Below are 18,478 nucleotides of genomic sequence, written 5' to 3'. Positions count from 1 at the left end.
GCGCGATGAATGCGAAAAAAGAAAAAATCCACATCTTCCCGAACGATCTTTCCGAACTCGTCAAAGTGCGCGAAGAGGTTCGAAACTTTCTTGGAAACGAATGTGGCGATTTGATTCGAGGAAGGCTCGTATTCGCCCTTGACGAGGCGATTACGAACGTGATCGAACACGGCTTTCCCGATAACAATCCATCGAACGTCGAACTCAAAATGCGTAAGAATCAAAATTCTTGGCGGTTTACGATTACGGATGAAGGAATTCCATTCGACCCTACATTAAAAAAAAGTGATACTTGGAAGGAGCTTTTTGAAACCGGAGCCGACGGCGGTTTCGGTTTACGTTCCCTCAAAAAAATCATGACGGTTCGTTATAGACGTCTCAAACGTCCGGAACGAAATCGACTCACCTTAATTCATTCGAGGAAAGACAATGATTCGAAGTAAAGTCCTTCGGAAATTCCTTCCGGGCATCCGAGCTAAGTTATCTTTTTTTACGGCGATTCTTGTCGTCTCCATTCTCGCGATCACTTCCGTCATCTATTACAATCAACAGAAGAATGCCTTGGAAGAAAAGATGAACTCGGAACTCAAGGCTCCTCTCGAATACGTGAATAGCGCGGTTTTGGATCTCGAAAACCTGAGTCACAGTTTGATTTTGATCGAAGAATTTAAGATTCGAGTCAAAGAAAAAAAACAACAACTTAGTAAGTTCAAAAGAAAGGTTCTTCAAAAAGAAGGCGGACTTTTCGGAGCTCTCAAATCTTTCGGCGCGTCCATAGGTTTAAAAGTAAAATACAATTATTATCATAAATCGGTGGATACTTATTTCACTCGTTATCTTTCCGAAAAGGAAATTCAAGAATTTGAAAACAAGGTAAAGGGAGAATTGAGAAAAGAAAACGGGGCTCCTATCGATTCTAAACTTTATGAAAAGATGTTGAGTCTGGCCAAACAAACCGCGTCCGCAAGAATAAACGTAGAATCCGCGAACGCAAGGATTGAAGAAATCGAAGAAGAGTTGAAGAATTTGGAAACCGAAATCTCAGCTTCCGAATCCGATTCTAAAAAGAAGAATACTTTAATTTCCGAAAAAGAAATCCTTTTGAAAGAAAGTAAAACCCTGAGCAAGGATATTCCAGGTTTAGAAAATAAATCCGCGTTAGGTGAAACAGCTCTTACAAAAACGCTTCAGAATTTTTTTAGAGGCGCTTACAAGGATAAAATTGCCTCCTTGGGTCTTCTTCCGGATAAGGTTCGAATTCTCGCCTATGACGCTTCCGGAAAACAAACTCTGGACACCGGTTTGTTGTTCCCTCAGTCTTCTGGGACCGGAAAAAAGTTACTGAGCCTGAGAGAGTTTGAGGAAAGCCGCGCCGGTTTATTCCAAAATCAAGATATACTAAAGGTAATTCAAGAATATGGAGAACCCGAAAACTACGAGGTCGGCGGAAGACAATACGAAGTCTCGTATCGTTCCGTATTTCGAAATCCGGGAACCGCAGAAAGATCCAAAATTCTTGCAAACGAGATTTCCGAAAATTTAAGCGGCTGGAAAGAATATTTAGAGGAAGATAAAAAATTCTCCCTAAACCTAGGAGAACTTTCTCAAACATTGAAGGGGCGTCTTTCCGAGCTGAGAAAAACGGGAAAGACAAAACCTTCCTCCGATTCCGAATTTAAGAATTTATATTCTCAGTATAAAAAGATCTTAAAACGCAGAGAAACTAAATTAGAAGAATTGAATCCTTATAAAAAGGCTCAGAAAAAATGGGAAGAAGATTGGAAATCGGAAAAAAATTCCTTGAGTGTCCAATCAAAATCATTAAACGAAGAGCTTCTTCTCTGGCGCAAAAAGGAAGTAATGCCGGCAAAGGCCGATGAAACTAAAATTTCGCCGGAAGAGATTCAGGAAAGGATCCGTTCTTTGGAAGCCAAAGCCGAGGAAGTGCGAGAATCCTTGGAACGTTTGGAAGCGAACAAAGACGATTGGAGTCAGCTCGCTCTTTTTCAAGTTCCGGATACGATTGCAGGACTGCGAGAAGCTGCTCTGGATGAATTTGCGTTTCTTCCCTATCGTTCCGATTCCAATTCGATGAGAAGATATTGGAAAGACGAAGAGGAAAGAAAACTTACGAAGAAAAAATGGACTCTTCTCCGAGAATGGATTTTGAGCGGAAACTCGGAAACCGAACTTCCCAAGTCCAAACTTCCGATTTTAGATTCAGGAATTTTAATCCGAAGTAGGAGCGAAGCAGAAGAGTGGATGTGGGCTCTGGATTCCACTCCGTTGTTAAGCGACATCGAAGGGGAAACAAAGGGACTCGGTTACGATCTTCTCCTCAAAAATCACCTAGGATACAATATCGTTCTTCTAGATCGAACCGAAGGTTTACGTAAGATCCGTCAGAACCGCGAAGAACTTCTGCGTTATACGGCTTTGATCGGCGGTTTTGCCGTTTTACTCGCGTATCTTCTCGCATGGGTCGCGGCGAAACGAATCAAAGTGATCATAAATAAAACTGAAGAAGTCGGGAAAGGAAATCTCAACGTAGAATTTCCTTCGGCAGGTTATGACGAAATTGGAATTCTCAGCGAATCCCTCAATCAAATGACCCACGGTCTAAAAGACAGAGAAGAGATGAAAGGCGAACTTCTTGCGGCTGAGGAAATCCAGAAACGTCTTCTTCCCGATAAACTTCCGAGTAACCTCGGAAACGCAGTTGAGTTTGGAGCTTTTTACAAAGCGATGGCCGGAGTCGGCGGTGATTATTATGATTTTATCGAGCTCAGTAAAACCGAAGTCGCACTTTGTGTCGGCGACGTCTCCAATCACGGAGTCGGTCCTGCGATCGTCATGTCCTTGTTCCGCGCTCAGGTTCGTTCGATTCTTAGAAAAGGAGAAAGGGATCTTCGAAAAATTCTTCTCGAATTGAACGAATATCTTTATTCGGATACTCCCGATCATATTTTCGTTACTTTTTTTATCGCGATCTACGACCAGAGTTCGGCTAAGATGCGTTACATTTCCGCGGGCCACGTCAAACCTCTGTTATACGATTCTTCCGAAAAAAAATTAAGAGAACTTCCCGGAGGAGGTCTTCCGATTGGAATGGATGAGAATTCTTTTTTTGAAACCACGATCGAACCCAAAACGTTTCAGATGGATCAGGGCGATATCTTCTTTCAATACACGGACGGCCTTGACGAAGCCAGAAACCCGCAAGGAACTATGTATGGAAAGGAACGTTTGTTTAAAGTTCTCGCCGCAAACGCAAATCAAACACCGGCTCAGGTGATTCAGGCGGTCGTTGACGACTTGGATGCTTATACCGGAAAGAGCATCGGAAGTTCCGGCTTTTCGGAACTCTCCGACGACATTGCGATGATATCTATGAAACGGAAAAGTTAACTAACCGTATTCTTTTTCCATTCCGGATAACGTGCACCTTTTGCGATTCCCTTAGGCGCGATAGAATCGATTTCTATTAGGTCTTCCTTGGTAAGAGTCACTTTTAAGGCGCCGAAGTTTTCTTCGAGATAAGGAATTCTTTTAGTGCCGGGAATCGGAACGATACCGTCGCCTTGCGCTATCACCCACGCCAAGGCCAACTGCGACGGCTTGCATTCTTTTAGTTTCGCGAGGGCTTCGATCTTTCGGACGAGCTCCAGATTCTTCGTAAAGTTTTCACCTTGAAAACGCGGGGACATTCTACGATAGTCGTCTGCGTCGAAATCTTCATACTTCTTGATCTGTCCCGTTAAAAAACCTCGACCTAACGGACTGTAGGCAACAAAGCCGATTCCTAATTCTTTACAAGTACCGAGTATGTCGTCTTCCGGTTCTCTGCTCCAAAGAGAGTATTCGTTTTGTAATGCGGAGATAGGATGAACTGCATTCGCTCTTCTTAATATATCCGAGTTCACTTCGGAAAGGCCGACGTATCGAATCTTACCTTGTTCCACCAAACGGCTCATCGCACCGACGGTTTCTTCGATCGGAGTGTTCGGATCCATACGATGCATATAATACAAATCGATCGTCTCGACTTTCAGACGTTTTAAACTCGCTTCGCAAGAGGATTGAACATACTTAGGCGTTCCATTGTAACCTCGAACCGTCGGATCGGATGGATCTCTTACGATCCCGAACTTTGTCGCTAAAGTAATTTCCGATCGAATTCCTTTGAGAGCGAGACTCAGTAATTCTTCGTTGAGATAAGGGCCATACATATCGGCCGTATCCCAAAAAGTAATTCCGAGATCGTGAGCTCTTCCGAGAGTCTTTAAAGATTCGGAATCGTCCCTTGTTCCATAAAATTCACTCATACCCATACAGCCTAAGCCGATCCTGGATGTTTTCAAACCTTGTGTTCCTAATGAAGTCATCTTTGTTAGACATTCCTTGTGGATATTTTTATCTTGAGAAATCTTAAATGTAATTTTTTACAATTTTAAGGTAAGAATAGAATCTGGTTGTAAAACGAAATTCTATTCTTATACTGTGTTGAAATTCCAAAACCGTCAAGGAATAGTTTCATGATTCGAAAATGGATTTGTACGTTTATCCTATTTGCCCTGTTAGGCGCTTCCGCTTTGAACGCACAGGTAGCCGCTCCGCCAGAAATAAAAACTTCCAAAACAATCGAGCCGACAAAACAAGATCTTGCGAAAAGAAGAAACATGCTGGAATGGCATCAGATCTCGGGTTTTATCACTCTGGGTCTTTGGTTGGCGACGAACTTGGAAGGAGAAAAAGCAAAGGATAGTCTTTATCGAAAATCGGACGAGTTCGCGCAGGTTTTACTTCTTACACATCCTGAATACGCCGTCAACGATCCTCTCTATACGGTGGCCGCGTTTCAAGGTTTGAATCAAAATAGCATCGCCGCGGATTATTTTTTACTCAAAGATCCGGCAAACAACCTTCCGCTTTACTTAGCCTTAAAGTCGCAAGAAGAATGGGAGGCGAAGAATTCGGGTTCCTTTCATAAACAACTGGCATATGCAACATTTGGAATGTATGCTTTGACCGCTGGACTTGCTTACTTCGCTCCGAAAAGAATCGTAGATTCTGAGGATTCGGACGTGAACATTTACAGCCCGATCTTCGCACACAAGGCTTTGATTCCGATTCATTTGGCGGCGATGTTGCTCTTACCTTCGCTCGGTCAAAGAATCGAAAAGCACGGCCCGGAAGCGGCGAGAGACATGCAACAAGTCGGGTGGGCCGGTTTCGGAGCGCTCTCTCTTTCTTTGCTCGTAATCACATTCTAAGGAAACTAAAAAAATGAAATATCTCAATCGTATCCTATTCTTCTCCTTGATTTTATTTTCTCTTCCCAACTTCGCGTCCGAAGTATTAAAAAAAGAAATTACGTTTTTTGCAATTCATCCTATGAAAGAAGTGCACGGAGTTTGTAAGGAAGTTCAAATCGATTCTCCCAAAATTCAAGCCGCGGGAACCGGATACAAACTCCTCGCTCCGTTTCAGATCAAGGTCCCCGTCTTGAAACTTCATTCCGGAGACGAGAGTAGAGATTCGCATATTATGGAAATATTAGGTTATCCTGATACTCCTGAAATTCTTGTCGTAATCGAATCCGTTTCTCAAACGGGAGAATCGTATTCGATCAAAGGAAAACTAACGATCCACGGAACCACACAATCCTTCGAATCTTCAGCAAAAGTGGAATCGAAGGACGCCGGCCAAATCCGGGTCGCGGGGACGGTCTATATCAAGTTTTCCGATTTTAAATTGGAAAGACCTTCTTTACTTTTTGTAAAGGCCAAAGAAGAAATCGAAATCGGATTCGATTTTCTGATTAAAATTTAAAAATGATATGTAATCATTCTTTGCAGCGACAAAAACGGCGCTTTCATTTCACTCAAGCGCCGATCCGGTTTTGGAAAATTCTTAAGTAAAGAATTAGGAATTATTTCTTGACAGACAAATTCTTTCGGACTCAATTCAGTCCGTCGTCTATTTTTGGAACGAAGTGAGCATATCATGTCTTCTCTAATCTTTACGCTCGTATTGTTTTACTTTCTTGGAATGTATTTGATCAACTACGTGGTTACAAAAAAAGAAATATGATTTTAGGTCACTACGCGTCCGCGCTCATTCCTTATAGTAAATTTAAAAAGTATCCGTTCTGGATTCTTCTCCTTTGCGCGAACATCCCCGAGTTTCTATGGTTGTTTTTAGCCTTTGTTGGAATCGAACCTACGATTCCCACCTCTTTGTTGGACGCAACGTTTCAGAATCTGCAAGTGCACATGACGTACAGTCACAATTTGATTCCCGCTTTTTTTCAGGGTGGAATTGTTTCGGCGATCGTTTTTGCCGTTTATAAGAATGGGGCCTTTTCGTTCTGGTGCGGATTTTTGACCGTATTTCACGTGTTATGCGATTTGATCGTAGGATTTGAACATCAGCTTTTGAGTCCGAATTCTATGGTTGTTTCTTTGAATTCGTATCTTTACTTTCCGCACGTTGCGATTCTCATCGAGTTTGTTTTCAGTCTTGTTTGTATCTTTTGGTTTGTGCAGACCGAAAAGAAGAGCGGATCGCCGGTTTCTAAACGAAAACTCGTTTGGTTGATTCTTATCTTCGGGGTTGGAATCTTAATGTGGTTACCCAATGCCACGATTCCTTTGAGAGCCTTGTTGCCGTTTTAACGATTCGATTCGTTGATAATTTATTTTTTATTTTAGTTTGATTTGACTAAAAAGGAACGGACGAGAGGATTCCTTCCGGAGCATTCGTTTGGAACCATTCCTCATATTCGTATTATTTTTATTCGGTCTTTATACTTTTTTTCAATCGAAGGGTTTAAAAAGAGAGGTTGAAGAATTAGAATCCAGAATTCGTATCTTAGAATTATCTCTCAAAAAAGAAAAACAACCCGAGACAAAAGCGAGCTTCGCAGAAGAACCCGCGGTCAAAGCAAAGCCCGTTGCTCCGATTGTAGAATCCGCGCCTATCCAGTCCAAAGAAGCGACTTCCGAAAAAATCGTAGTCAAGACCGAAGCGAAAGTTCCTACGCCGGCGAAGACGATTCCAACGGAAACAAAATCTACGCCTGCAGTTGCAAAACCACAACAACCAATTTTGCCTAAGGTGCCGAAAGAACCGGGGCTTCTTGTTCAATTCTGGAAAAAAATCGAAAAACCTCTTTCCGAAAATTGGACCGGAATCTTGGGCGCGGTCATTCTTGTCGCGGGAATCAGCTTTCTTGGAATCTACGCGTTATTCATCCTTTCGGCATTCTTTCGTTGTCTTCTCGTTTTGAGTTTTGCCGGAGTTCTCTTTGGGCTTTCTTTATGGTTGGGAAAAAAATCCGAGTTTAAAACGGTTTCACTCGCTCTGAGAAGCGGCGCGGCCGCGGTCTTTCTTTTTGTTTCTTTGGGAAGCGGTTATATCGAAACTCTAAAGTGGTTGGAAAATTCTTACATTGCCTTGTTTGTTCTGGCTTCGGGAATTCTAATCAATCTTTTTACGGGTTATCGATCTAAGAATGAAACATTCGCTTCTTTGCATACGATTTTAGGACTGGTTGCGGTTTCAATTCCTCAAGCTTCCGGATTTACGTTAGGTGTAACGGCTTTGATTTGTTTGCCGGGAGTTGTCTGGAACTATTCCGAAAAAAGACAGTTGCATTTACTCGTAGTAAGTACAGGTTTTTTTGCGGCCCATCTATTTTGGAATCATCAGATTTATTCCGTTTCCAAACCCGTAGGTATAGAAGTTGTATTTCCGATTCTTTGTATTCTTCCCGTGTTTTGCGGCGCGTTACTCGTTCATTATCGGGAAACTCTCTACGGAAAGAAAGAATTCGAATTGTTTCCTTTGGTCAGTCATCTTCTCAACTGGTCTTATTTAGGAATCAGTCTAATTCAGTATTCTCAAAAATCGAAATACAGTACTATTCTTTTGTTTTTGGCGGCGGGAATCGTTTGGTTTCTTTCCTCGAACGCAAAACGAAAAGAAATCTCTTGGCTGTTTTTAACCGATCGATTGGTTTCTCAGTCTTTGATCGTTCTTGCGATCTTTTCGCTTCATCTATGGAGTTTGGGAAATCTTTCGATCCTTGCGATCTTGGCGTTGGAGATTCTGATCTTCTCCTGGATTTGTTTTAAAGAAAACAACCGATTTTTGGAAAGAGTTTCTCTTTCTCTGACAACACTTGTATTCGGAATTCTGATTTTCTTTTCCTATAAGGAATTCTTTCAATCTCCGACTCCGGGTGTTGTGATTCAGGAAGCCCTCGCATCTCAGATTGGATACGGTTTGTTGATCCTCGCTTTGATCGGTTTTATCGGAATTCTGGAAAGAAAGTTTCCGATCGTTAAGGAAGAATTGTCTCTCACTTCTTTACTCATGACCGCCATGGGATTGTTAGCCGGTGGAGGTTTGTTTTCTCTTTATCTCTTTTTCTCCAAAGAAACATACGGGATTTGGATTCCGGCGATTTTGTTAAGCGTCATTCTGATTTTGAGAGAAAGACTTTCTTCGGGAAGACTTCTTTTTACGGTTTGGATTCTCACACCTTTGGTCACGTTGACTCTTTGGAAATCGATCACCTCTTCCACGGATGAAAACGCCGAAAGAATTTTGATCGTATCACTTCCGTGGCTTCTTCCGTTTCTAGTTTATCTCAAGAATTGTAAGATCGCAGAGAATAAGACAAAAATCTATTGGCCCGGAATTTTCGGTTTTACTGCTCATCTCGTATTTACTTTTTATTTTTATCTCAATCTGAAAAGTTCCCTTCTCTTCGGATCGTTTGTGATTCTTCTTTCTCTTTTGTATCTTGAGCTGGGGAAATGGTCTCGCAAGAATGAAAAGGAAAAGCCGCCGGAACAGCAGAAACTCTTTCACTCCTTCTATATTCTCGCGTTCGTATTAGCAGGTCTATTTTTATTCCGACATTTCACTGTGGAGTTCCAGGCTTCTTCGATTCTATTCGGTATTCCTGCGCGTTTCTGGATTGAGATTCTCGCCGCTTCTCTATTTCTCTATTGGGTTTTATTCCCGGAAGAAGAGTTCTCTTCCGTGTCCTGGCTTGCGTCCGCACAACCTCTTTTCTGGGAACTGTTGATCGCGATCGTCGTGATCGGAATTTATACCGAAACACCGGGAAGGATTCTTTCCTTTGCGATGGCACTAACGACCTTAATTCTATTTTTCTTATCTAAAATCAAATCGCTCAAGACTGAAAGATTTGCGTTGTATGTTTATCTTTTCTTTATCTGGACGAACGTGGAAATTTTCCTTGGTGGAGAATCTACGATCTTTGTGACTCAGAATGGATTTCCTTGGGAACAAAGAGGATTTCAGATCGCTTCGATATTTGTTCAGCTTGGTTCCATCTTTTTTATCTTTCCAAAATTGAGTTTGGAAGAATTGGAATCTTGCTTTATCGGATGGACTCGGATTTGGAAAACACCTCTTCGATTCTTTCAAAAATTCTATAACTTATTGCCCGGTTATTTGGGAATTTTCGGAGTCGTAATCGGCGTTTATGTTTACACAAAAGATATTCTTTCGCCGATTTCAAATCTGATCGTCGGACCGGCTTGGGCTCTCCTATCCGTTTTATTTTTAGAATTGGGTCAGTTTTTTAGCAGAAGGACCAGTTCCCAATCGGTCGGAATTTTATCGGACTTTCTCAAACGTGCTTCTTGGTTTGGTCTGATCGCTTTTTCAGGACATTATGTTTACGTGGATTTGCAATCTTCGTATCTGTTTATCGGATATTTATCGGCGGCCCACTGGATCGCTCTCCTCGGTCTTCTTGTGTGGGTTTACTGGGCGACTTCGAATATTAAAGAAACTGAATCCGTTTCTTTTTGGAAGATCGTCGTTCCTTTGTTAGCCGAAGGATGTCTTTTGTTTGTGGGATTGATATCGTATTCTACCTTAAACGAATCTTGGGTGAGTGTTGCCTTTTCGCTCGCGGCCCTTTTCGTTTTGGAGATCGGAATTAGAAAGTCGGAAAGTCTTTCCAGATTTCGTTGGTATGGAATTCTATTTCATCTCGTTGCCTGCTTTTATCTCACGTTTATCGTTTCCGCCGAAGACAATCCGGTCGCTCAGTGGTATCAGGCAAAGTGGATTCCCGGAGTATCGACGATTCTCCTTTTATTCTTATTTGTTTATAGGGCCTACAGAGGCTATGGAAAGGAAGGAATTTCATTTCCAACGGGGCTTGGCTTTTTAAAAGGAATTTCGGAAAAAACCGGAGCATATTTAAACGCAGTAGTATATTATCCTTTCTTTATAGGAATCTTTTTGTTCTTGTACTGGTCTTTTTCGAGCGCGGTCCTTACGCTTCTTTGGTCGACGCTCGCGTTCTTGATTTTCCTCCTCGGATTGTTTTTGAAAGAATCCTGGTTTCGATATCTTTCCCTCGGGTTATTGTTGTTCTGCGTGGGAAGATTGGTGATTCACGATTTGTCTTCGGCCGGAACGATTCTCAAGGCCGTGGTCTTTTTGGGAGTGGGAAGTATATTGCTTTTAATGAATATGATTTATAATAAATACCGGGATCGGTTTTAAATGAAACGATTGATTTTTTTTATAGGAATTTTGGCGTTTGGCGGAGTTCTCATGGTTTTGTTGTATCGGGAACAGATTCAAACCGAAAGGACTTCCACGTTAGCTCCCTTTTATCAGATTCTCGGGAAACCGATACGTACGATGAACCGAGCTCTGACCAAAGTGTTGTCCGTGGATTCTTTGGATGAAAAAGAATACGGAGACGCGATTCGTGAACGTTTTTCCGAACTCAAGAACGTAGGCGATAAAGATTACGATTATCTAAATCAATTGATAGTTTCTCTAACAATCTATAAACAGAAACCTTTTGATTACAGCGTTTATATCATGGAAGAAGAATCCCCGAATGCGTTTGCGCTTCCGGGAGGAGTTATCTTTGTAACAAGAGGGCTTCTGACAACTCTCAAATCGGAACACGAATTGATTTCCGTTCTTTCCCATGAAATCGGACATATCGAAAAATCGCATTGTATGGACGGGATTCGATTTGAGCTTTTGACAAAAAAAATCGGAACGGATACGTTAGGCAAGCTCGCAGACTTTGCTTTTCAAGTAATGACGAGGCACGCATACAACAAAACTCAAGAAGACGAAGCCGACGAATACGCATTCGATTTGATTTTGAACACTACGTATGATCCCAACGGGGTGGGGCTCGCTTTTTTGAGACTGGAAAAATACGATCCTGAAACCGGTTCTAAAAAAGCAAAGTTGTTCAGCGAATACTTTCAATCTCATCCGCATATGGATTTGAGAAGAGAAAAATTTTCCGAAAAGGCAAATCTCTGGTGGGAAAATCATCCGGAGGAACGGAAATACAAAGGAGTTCGAAACTTAAAATCCAGAATCACCTTCGAAAAAAAAGACTACGAAGAAGAATGGACTGAAGGTAGAAAATCCTGAAAAAAATTGCCGAAGGATCAAAACTTCCAGTGAGCATGATTCGTTGTAATATTTGTAATCAACTTTATAAAGAGAATCAGATCGTTTCTTCGATCGGAATTCGGAAAGAAATCGAATCCATCCTAAAGGAAAAAAATCCGGAGTGGAACGAAAATTCTTTCGTATGTGCGAACGACTATAACCAAGCTCGAGTAACGTATGTAAAAAGAATCATGGAAGAAGAGATCGGAAGTATCCATTCTCTCGAACAGGAAGTGGTCAACAGCGTCGCCGAAAGCAATTTGATCAGCGCGAATAATAACGATTCTTACGTTGAAAAGTTGAGTATAGGAGACCGAATATCGGATAAGGTCGCTAAGTTCGGTGGAAGCTGGAGTTTTATCATCACTTTTTTTCTCATCATGCTCGGATGGATCTTGGGGAACGCAGCGTTTTTGATCCGTTCTCCTTTTGATCCGTATCCGTTTATCTTGTTAAACTTGGTTTTGTCTTGTTTGGCCGCTATTCAAGCTCCGATCATCATGATGAGCCAGAATCGACAGGAAACCAAAGATAGAATCCGATCCGAAAACGATTACAAAGTAAACTTAAAAGCGGAGATCGAAATTCGCACCTTACACGAGAAAGTCGATCATCTTCTTTTGGATCAATGGTCCAAGATGATTCAAGTGCAGGAGATTCAGATGGAAATCCTCAGCGAGATCAGCTCACAATTGAAAAATAAAAAGTAATTTTGCGATCATGGATAGAATAAAATGACAAACAATGATTCTTCAATTTCAAACGGCGGTCTTTTTGCAAAAAAAAGTCTGATCCACTTTTATATCAATACCGCAATCACTCTTCTCGCGGGGAATATGTTCAACTATACATTGATAATTTATTCCCTGGACTTGACTCAGTCACAGACATTCGCCGGTTCTATCTTTTTTGCAAACGTATCTCCTACGATCCTGTTTAGTTTTTTCGTAGGTGCGATCTTGGATCGATATTCTCGATTAAAAATACTTTATATTTTTCAGACCAACTTTATTCTTTCCGGAATCATTCTGGGAACGCTCATTCTATTAGGAAAAATGAATTATGATCTGCGATACATTCTGATTCTTTTTTCCATCTACAACGGCTTGGCGTTGACTTTCGTCATTCCCGGTAGATTGACTTTGCTCGGCAATTTGGTGGATTCAAAGGACACAGCTAAGGCTACGATGATGCTCAATATTCTTATCATCATAGGCTTCGGTTTGGCTCCGATGTTTGTCGGGTTGATAAAACAAAAATACGAGTGGTATGTTTTATTCTTTTTTATTTCCGGGCTGTACTCGATCGGTTATTTGTTTTTAGTTTTCGTAAAAATAAAAGAAACGGTCCATCTTGAAAAAGAAACGATCTGGTTCGGACTCAAGAGAGGATTTGTTTTCTTACGTTCCGAATCGCTCTCGATAGAATTGCTCATTCTCACGATGTTTGCCATTTTCATGGTGGGGCCGATGCAGGTGGTTCTTCCTCAATTTGCGAAAAACATACTATTCTTAAATGAAAGGGAGCGAGGTTTGTATATGGGAATGCTCGGTCTCGGGTTATTGATCGGAGGAATCGGAGCGAGGTTACTGCATAATCGTTTTCATCGAGGATATACGATGCTCGGGGCGACCTTTCTTTCCGGACTCACGGTATTGGCCGTCGCAAATTTTCCTTTCACGATCGTTTCGGCGTTTCTTTTACTTTTTGTGGGGGTTCTCGGCGGATTGTTAAGCGCATTGATTCCATCCACCTTGCAGATCATAACGCCGGATAACGTGCGTGGAAGAGTGATGAGTTTCTACAGTCTTGTCTTTCAAGCGACGCCGGCTCTTTCCGGACTTTTAACGGGAAAGCTCGCGGATACTTACGGTCAGCCTTGGTCCATCGGATTTTCAGGTGGGTTTATTATCGTCTGCGCGATTTTCTGCGCGTTTTCGTTTGCAAAACTGCGCGCCTTTCGTTAGACGAAAGGCGCGATTTCGGATTAACTTTCAATCAAGGAAGAATGATATCCTTCCGGAGTTTCGTATCCCATGATGTCAAGGATCGTCGCGGCTACGTTTGCCAAACCGGGATCTTTGATTTTGGAATTTAACTTAAGTTTATTTTCGGGATCTAAAACCGAAAAGGGAACGGAGTTAAGAGTATGACTCGTTTTAGGAACCGGATGTCCGCTTGCGTCCTTTTCCACGTTTCCCTTTTTATCGAGCTGATACATCTCGTCCGCATTTCCGTGGTCGGCGGTAATCATCAAAACAATATTCTGTTTTCCGCATGTCTTCCAGAGCCTTTCCACACAGCCGTCTAAAAATTCCATAGCCTCTACGGTTGCAGGATAATTTCCAGTGTGTCCCACCATATCTCCGTTTGCATAGTTGACTCGATAAAAATCCTGTTTGTTTTCGGTAAGTGCCTTTTCCAAAGCCTCGGTGATCAAAAGGGCTTTCATTTCCGGACTCTGATCAAAAGGAATCACGTCGGAGTGGATCTCCTTGTATTCTTCCGTCTTTGGGTCAAAATACCCGCTTTTGTTTCCGTTCCAGAAATAAGTGACGTGCCCGTATTTTTGTGTTTCGGATAACGCGTATTGTGAGACTCCGGAGTTCGCCATATATTCTCCCAAGGTTCTGTCGATCGCGGGAGGAGCTACTAAGAATCGTTCCGGAAGTTTTAAATCTCCGTCGTACTGCATGATTCCAGCGTAGACGATATTGGGAAGCGGACCGCGGTCGAACTTGGAAAATTCTTTTTGAGTGAAGGCGAGTGAGATTTCGATCGCACGATCTCCTCTAAAATTCGTGAAGACGACGGAATCTCCGTCTAAAATTTTTCCGACCGGATTTCCGTTTTCTGCGATTACAAAAGAAGGAAGATACTGATCGATCACTTTTGGATCTTCAGTACGAAAGGTTTCAATCGCTTCCTTTGCCGAAGAAAAATTTCTGCCTTCTCCTTTTGTGTGAATGGCCCAACCTCTTTCCACCATGGACCAGTCAGCTTCATAACGATCCATCGTGATCGTCATACGGCCTCCGCCGGAAGCGATTTTGATATCGGTTCCATTCTTTCTAAAAGAATCCAACCATCCCTCAAAAGGATTCAAATAATCTAATGCAGATTTTTCAGGAACGTCTCTTCCATCCAAAAGAATATGTAGCCGGATTTTGGAAACCTTCTCCGCGATCGCTTGTGAAATCAGAGCTTTTGTATGATCGATATGAGAATGGACGTTCCCGTCCGAAAAAAGACCTAACAGGTGTAAGGTGGATTGATTCTTTTTTACATTCTCGATTACTTCTTTCCAAGCTTGCCCTTGAAAGATCGATCCGGTTGCGATCGAATTGGAAACCAGTTTTGCGCCTTGATCGAAAATTCTTCCGGAACCCAGGACGTTGTGACCGACTTCGGAATTTCCCATGTCTTCATCGGAAGGCATTCCTACTGCCTTTCCATGCGCTTGAATGTGAAGCGTTGGGAATTGGGTCCAGACACGATTTAAAAAGGGAAGATTGGCGCCTGCGATTGCATTTCCGAATTCTGCGCCGCGAGGAGAATAACCGACTCCGTCTAATATAACGAGTAGAGCCTTTCTAGACCGAAAGGTATATTTCTTGGAAAGCTTCATGTTAGATTCATGGAAACAGCTGGCTATCAATGGAGTCAAGAGAATCAAATACGAAAAAAACTTGGAAATTTGCTTCCCTTTGGTAGTTCAAAAGAAAAAATGAAGTTGAATCAATCGAAAAGCCTTCCGAAAATTCTTAAAATTATTTTAATAGTCTAACACTGGAGAGGCGATGTCGAAACCGGTTTTAAATCAAGCGTTGGTTGCCGCAAACTCAACGCAGTTAGCTTTTTTAAAAGTTAAGAAAATCAACGAAGTGGTTAGTTACTATCTGAATGATAGGCTGACCCATTCCGTATACAAAGCTGTTGTCTCTCAAACTAGTTATAAGAATGCAAGATCACAAAATCTTTTTCAAGTAGATTCGAAGGTTCCGGAAGCGGCTGAGCTCACTCCTGCCGAAGTTTTATTTCATCTCAAAAGATTATTGGAAGACGGAGTTGCGCTTCAATTTGCATACTTTTGTATCGACCCCGCCACTTCGGAATTAAAATTAAAACCTTGTTACGTTGCTTATCCGGATGCGGAACTCGGAGATCTGACTCGTCTTTATCTTTCTCTCATCGATCTTTCTATCAATTCCATTCTCACCTATTTGGAAAGTAAACCTCCACTGAGTAAGGAAATTCTTTGGGGGGATTTGGAGGCCGATACAAAAGGTGAGAATGTCGAAAAATTGAAACTTTTTTTCAATCCGGATTCTTACTTTAAACCGCCTTATCTAAACATTCAGCTCAATCCGGAATATGCAAAAGATATGATATCGGAAATAACCGACGGATTGATCAAAAAAGGTAGAATCCGGGAAATTCCCGAATACGGTAATTTGATCGTTAAGGTCAAAGAACTTCAGAGTTTATTCGAACTCGTGGACGAATATCATCAGAAAAAGATTTTTCCAAAATACAAATGGGCGATCGCGGATGAATTTGCGAGAATCGCCCACGAAGAACGCATTCATAAAAACGATTCTTCCTTAGCGCCTACGGCGTCTTTCGGAAAAAGAAGGGCCGAGGCGATCGCAAAAGCTCTCATATCCGATCCCGAAAAAAAACAAAAACAACACTTTATGGGAGTAGAGTTGATTCAAGCGCTGAGTGAAGAGATCGAAACTTCTCTGAGCCATTCGTATCACGATCAGATTCGAACCCACTTTCATGAGATGAGCGATCATCTTTCCAAACACGGAGGAAGATGGGACAAGCTGGTATTATTTATTCCCGATGAAGAATTTAGGTCCTTTCCCGGAGAACTTAAAAGACTTCTTACGGAGGATCTTAATATCGCTTATTCTCCTTGGGAAACAAAGGGAATCACGATGCATTCCTTTTTGAGAAGGGAACCGGAAACGATCAAGTCCATCATAAAAAGTTTAGCGTTAGTGAGTTCCGTGGAAGCATGGAAGGTTTTGAGCATCCGCAATCTCATAGAACAAAATGAAGATTCGATTCGGATCATATTCAAGGACGGGGATTTTGTAAAGAACTACGGAAAAGTTCTTAGAAAAGGATATGTGGAATACTTTCCTTGGTATTTTCCGATTTTAGATTTTTTCGGAATCGCAAAAATTCTCCAAGACATTTTCTTTCAAGCCGCGAAGGACAAAATCCGATCAGAACAATCTTTGTTGCGTACAAAAAATCGCGACTCCGCTATGAAGGCCGAACAAGCAAAGATTCAAGAAAGATTAAAAGATGAAGATAGAATTCGTTTGTTAGAACAGAGATCGAAACTTTCGGAAACGCTCAACCGATTCTACTTTGAAAAAAATGTTCCGCCGGTTTTAAAGGACGTACTTTTTGAGATTTCGGGATACTCGCCCGAACTCGTGCAGCAGATCGTAGATCGTGAAAAATTCGTTCTCATTCCCGATCCGGCCGGCGACAAATTGGATTCTATACTCATCTATCCCGGAGATGATTCGTTCCGTTCTCGTGCGAGAGAAGTTCATAAGGTATTAAGCGAAAGAAAAAAAATTCTTGAACACAAGGTGAGAAACAAAGAAGAAGATTTGATTCTTGAGAAAATTTCCAAAGTAATTAAATACGTAGATTCTTGGTTTGACTCGAAGCCGGAACAAACGACTTCTTCGACGAAAAGCCTAAAGGTTGGGGTTGGGCCTTCCGATGAAAAAGAAGATCCTTATGAAAATTTTCGAAAAGAAATTACCAAAGTCAAAGGGAAAGAAAAAATCTCAGCTTAAAACGTATTCCAATTTTATAAGATAGGTCTCTTTTTTAAAAGAAAGGTTCTCATTCTTAGGCCCTCCTATTCTAAGATAAAATTTATATCCAAATTCTCGTTCTATCTTTTCAAAGGTTTGTTTACAAAATTTTCTCTAAAATCAAGATATTAAATTATGCGTTGTTTTATTGGGTTTTGCTTTTTGGGAATTTTTTGGTTTTTACTTTCTTGTAGTAAGGCGGAAAAAGTTGAGATGGATTCGTCAAAGGGCGGAGTGGGAATGTTTGTGAATATTCTTCCCGTGATATTTCCGGTTTCAGAAAATCCTTTTGATCTTACGATTCTTCCCCAAAGTTTAAACGAAGGCCAGTCGGTTTCGATTACGCTTACCTTGAAAACGCGAAAGGAAAGTAACGAGGAATATCGATTTGCCTGGGCCGATACCGCTGGAAGCCCGACTGTTTCTCCTGCAACTTTTATCTACGCAAGTGGAGTGAATTCAACCGATCTTACTTTGAATCCGATCGATAACGATTGTTTAGAAGATACGATGATTTTGAATGCGACTCGGGTTTCCGATTCTAAAGTTTTTTCTTTGAGTTTTAAAGTAGTCGAAGCGGATAAATGTATTTTTCTCGCGAGCAATTCTACAACCCCCGGTGCGAGTGGTCCCGGATTTACAGGAAACTTGGGAGGAATTGCGGGCGCCGATGCAAAGTGCCAGGCGGAAAAACCGGCGGACCTTCCGGGAAATGCTTCCGAATACAAGGCTCTTTTAGGGATCACCGCGACAAGAAATCCTACGCAGGCTCCGAGTACTCCTGCAACGGATTGGCCTTTAAAAATCGGAGTTCGTTATTTTTCATACAGTGCGTCTGCTCCCGAAGGCGCGTTGATCGGCACAACCGTCAGCAATGGAATCGGATCTGGAAGCGGAATCTTTTCTTTTCCACTCAATTCGAGCATCGATCATCTATCGGACGGTTCTGCGTTGAATTTTTGGACGGGGCTGGGAAGCAGCTTTGATCCTATCGGAGGATCTTACAATTGTTCTTCTTACACCGATGGAACTAGCGGTTACGGTTATTACGGTTTGAGAGGGAATACAAGTTCTTCCTCAGTTTCCAGCTATTACTTTGCTTGTTCCAGTCCGGCCCGTTTGATCTGCATCCGACAATAATC

At 41.8% G+C, this 18,478-nt stretch carries 13 protein-coding genes; 11 read left to right on the top strand and 2 right to left on the bottom strand.

Annotation, left to right across the window (positions count from 1 at the left end; genetic code table 11):
* Positions 1-5: 5 nt before the first annotated feature.
* Together A0128_RS17545 and A0128_RS17540 are read left to right on the top strand one after the other, a co-directional pair.
* Entirely contained in the window at positions 6-443 is a 438-nt protein-coding gene (locus A0128_RS17545; protein ID WP_069608690.1) for an ATP-binding protein, read from the top strand.
* Entirely contained in the window at positions 430-3,408 is a 2,979-nt protein-coding gene (locus A0128_RS17540; protein WP_069608689.1) for a PP2C family protein-serine/threonine phosphatase, read from the top strand. The genes A0128_RS17545 and A0128_RS17540 overlap by 14 nt, the downstream gene beginning before the upstream one ends.
* Here A0128_RS17540 and A0128_RS17535 read toward each other — a convergent pair.
* Entirely contained in the window at positions 3,405-4,385 is a 981-nt protein-coding gene (locus tag A0128_RS17535; RefSeq protein ID WP_069608688.1) for an aldo/keto reductase, read from the bottom strand. The two genes, A0128_RS17540 and A0128_RS17535, sit on opposite strands and share 4 nt — an antisense overlap.
* A 150-nt stretch (positions 4,386-4,535) precedes the next feature.
* Between A0128_RS17535 and A0128_RS17530 the strand changes: the two genes are divergently transcribed.
* The 7 genes from A0128_RS17530 (at position 4,536) to A0128_RS17500 (ending at position 13,451) form a co-directional block, all read left to right on the top strand.
* Entirely contained in the window at positions 4,536-5,273 is a 738-nt protein-coding gene (locus A0128_RS17530) for a hypothetical protein (protein WP_069608687.1), read from the top strand.
* Positions 5,274-5,286: 13 nt separating this feature from the next.
* Complete coding sequence (locus tag A0128_RS17525; protein ID WP_069608686.1) at positions 5,287-5,832, top strand: YceI family protein; 546 nt, start codon at positions 5,287-5,289, stop codon at positions 5,830-5,832.
* A 257-nt stretch (positions 5,833-6,089) separates the two neighbouring features.
* Positions 6,090-6,677, top strand: coding sequence for a hypothetical protein (locus tag A0128_RS17520; RefSeq protein WP_069608685.1), 588 nt, complete (start codon positions 6,090-6,092; stop codon positions 6,675-6,677).
* Between the two features lie 88 nt (positions 6,678-6,765).
* The gene (locus tag A0128_RS17515) at positions 6,766-10,560 is read left to right on the top strand and encodes a DUF2339 domain-containing protein (protein ID WP_069608684.1); all 3,795 of its coding nucleotides are present in this window, start codon (positions 6,766-6,768) and stop codon (positions 10,558-10,560) included.
* Positions 10,561-11,463: a M48 family metallopeptidase gene (locus A0128_RS17510; RefSeq protein ID WP_069608683.1), complete on the top strand. Its 903-nt coding sequence runs from the start codon at positions 10,561-10,563 to the stop codon at positions 11,461-11,463. It begins immediately after the preceding gene.
* A gap of 29 nt (positions 11,464-11,492) precedes the next feature.
* On the top strand, positions 11,493-12,194 hold the full coding sequence (locus tag A0128_RS17505; RefSeq protein WP_173662778.1) for a DUF1003 domain-containing protein: 702 nt from the start codon (positions 11,493-11,495) through the stop codon (positions 12,192-12,194).
* A gap of 24 nt (positions 12,195-12,218) precedes the next feature.
* Positions 12,219-13,451, top strand: a complete 1,233-nt coding sequence (locus A0128_RS17500) for an MFS transporter (protein ID WP_069608681.1) — start codon at positions 12,219-12,221, stop codon at positions 13,449-13,451.
* Between the two features lie 20 nt (positions 13,452-13,471).
* Here the strand turns inward: A0128_RS17500 and gpmI are convergent, their stop codons facing one another.
* Positions 13,472-15,112, bottom strand: a complete 1,641-nt coding sequence (gpmI, locus tag A0128_RS17495) for a 2,3-bisphosphoglycerate-independent phosphoglycerate mutase (protein WP_069608680.1) — start codon at positions 15,110-15,112, stop codon at positions 13,472-13,474.
* Positions 15,113-15,284: 172 nt separating this feature from the next.
* Here gpmI and A0128_RS17490 point away from each other — a divergent pair, with 172 nt between their 5' ends.
* Both A0128_RS17490 and A0128_RS17485 read left to right on the top strand, forming a co-directional pair.
* A complete protein-coding gene (locus tag A0128_RS17490) occupies positions 15,285-17,315 on the top strand; it encodes a hypothetical protein (RefSeq protein ID WP_069608679.1) in 2,031 nt (676 codons plus the stop codon).
* A gap of 234 nt (positions 17,316-17,549) precedes the next feature.
* Positions 17,550-18,476 (top strand): DUF1554 domain-containing protein, encoded by a 927-nt coding sequence (locus A0128_RS17485; RefSeq protein ID WP_162274116.1) that lies wholly within the window; start codon positions 17,550-17,552, stop codon positions 18,474-18,476.
* Positions 18,477-18,478: the final 2 nt, after the last annotated feature.

The organism is Leptospira tipperaryensis (genome assembly GCF_001729245.1).
Lineage (GTDB): Bacteria > Spirochaetota > Leptospiria > Leptospirales > Leptospiraceae > Leptospira > Leptospira tipperaryensis.
Note: the sequence above shows the minus strand (reverse complement) of the source record. Positions and strands in the feature narration are given on the sequence as shown.

What these genes read in the sequence shown, in the direction of transcription:
- A0128_RS17535 (WP_069608688.1), bottom strand. Translation starts at nt 4,385, where the DNA reads ATGACTTCATTAGGAACACAAGGTTTGAAAACATCCAGGATCGGCTTA.
- gpmI (WP_069608680.1), bottom strand. Translation starts at nt 15,112, where the DNA reads ATGAAGCTTTCCAAGAAATATACCTTTCGGTCTAGAAAGGCTCTACTC.
- A0128_RS17490 (WP_069608679.1), top strand. Translation starts at nt 15,285, where the DNA reads ATGTCGAAACCGGTTTTAAATCAAGCGTTGGTTGCCGCAAACTCAACG.
- A0128_RS17540 (WP_069608689.1), top strand. Translation starts at nt 430, where the DNA reads ATGATTCGAAGTAAAGTCCTTCGGAAATTCCTTCCGGGCATCCGAGCT.
- A0128_RS17530 (WP_069608687.1), top strand. Translation starts at nt 4,536, where the DNA reads ATGATTCGAAAATGGATTTGTACGTTTATCCTATTTGCCCTGTTAGGC.
- A0128_RS17545 (WP_069608690.1), top strand. Translation starts at nt 6, where the DNA reads ATGAATGCGAAAAAAGAAAAAATCCACATCTTCCCGAACGATCTTTCC.
- A0128_RS17485 (WP_162274116.1), top strand. Translation starts at nt 17,550, where the DNA reads ATGGATTCGTCAAAGGGCGGAGTGGGAATGTTTGTGAATATTCTTCCC.
- A0128_RS17500 (WP_069608681.1), top strand. Translation starts at nt 12,219, where the DNA reads ATGACAAACAATGATTCTTCAATTTCAAACGGCGGTCTTTTTGCAAAA.
- A0128_RS17525 (WP_069608686.1), top strand. Translation starts at nt 5,287, where the DNA reads ATGAAATATCTCAATCGTATCCTATTCTTCTCCTTGATTTTATTTTCT.
- A0128_RS17520 (WP_069608685.1), top strand. Translation starts at nt 6,090, where the DNA reads ATGATTTTAGGTCACTACGCGTCCGCGCTCATTCCTTATAGTAAATTT.
- A0128_RS17510 (WP_069608683.1), top strand. Translation starts at nt 10,561, where the DNA reads ATGAAACGATTGATTTTTTTTATAGGAATTTTGGCGTTTGGCGGAGTT.